Source organism: Polyangium fumosum (assembly GCF_005144585.1).
GTDB classification, from domain to species: domain Bacteria; phylum Myxococcota_A; class Polyangia; order Polyangiales; family Polyangiaceae; genus Polyangium; species Polyangium fumosum.
Window position 1 is genome coordinate 1 of sequence record NZ_SSMQ01000198.1, and the last position, 661, is coordinate 661.

The 661-nt window shown below is 60.2% G+C and carries 2 tRNA genes and 2 rRNA genes; all 4 read left to right on the forward strand.

Features of this window, described 5'->3' with window-relative positions:
* Window positions 1-78, forward strand: a 16S ribosomal RNA gene (locus E8A74_RS51675); the annotation flags it as partial.
* A gap of 114 nt (window positions 79-192) precedes the next feature.
* Window positions 193-266 (forward strand) — tRNA-Ile (locus E8A74_RS51680).
* A gap of 23 nt (window positions 267-289) precedes the next feature.
* A tRNA-Ala gene (locus E8A74_RS51685) sits at window positions 290-362 on the forward strand.
* Between the two features lie 160 nt (window positions 363-522).
* A 23S ribosomal RNA gene (locus tag E8A74_RS51690) occupies window positions 523-661 on the forward strand; the annotation flags it as partial.

Consider the following 661-nt stretch of genomic DNA (forward strand, 5'->3'; position numbering starts at 1 on the left):
CCCAAGGAGTGGCTGGTAACTGGGGTGAAGTCGTAACAAGGTAGCCGTAGGGGAACCTGCGGCTGGATCACCTCCTTTCTAAGGAAGCGCTTCGGCGCCTACCTAGAGGTCAAACCCGTCCCACACGGTGGCGCGTACAATCCAGTTTCCAGGGACCGAGCTGCGGCTCCGCGAGAGCGGAGGCTGCAGTTTGGGCCAGTAGCTCAGGTGGTTAGAGCGCACGCCTGATAAGCGTGAGGTCGGCAGTTCAACTCTGCCCTGGCCCACCTGAGCGTTCTGGAATGCTCTTGGGGCTGTAGCTCAGCTGGGAGAGCGCGGGCTTTGCAAGCCTGAGGTCGACGGTTCGAGCCCGTTCAGCTCCACCGTCTGGACCGCCAGACACCAAAAGACTGCGACGCTTCGGCGTCCTGGATCTCTGACAATTGAATAGTAGATAGCGTCCTAAAGCTAGCGAAGAAGCTGGCGCGCGGAAGTTCGGCAATCGAACTCCGGGCGCGAGTTCGATGCGTGCCTTAGGGGTACGGTCAAGCTACAAAGGGCGCACGGTGGATGCCTAGGCGATCAGAGGCGAAGAAGGACGTGGACAGCTGCGAAAAGCTCCGGGGAACCGCTAACAGGTTGTGATCCGGAGGTCTCCGAATGGGGAAACCCGAGCAGGGAT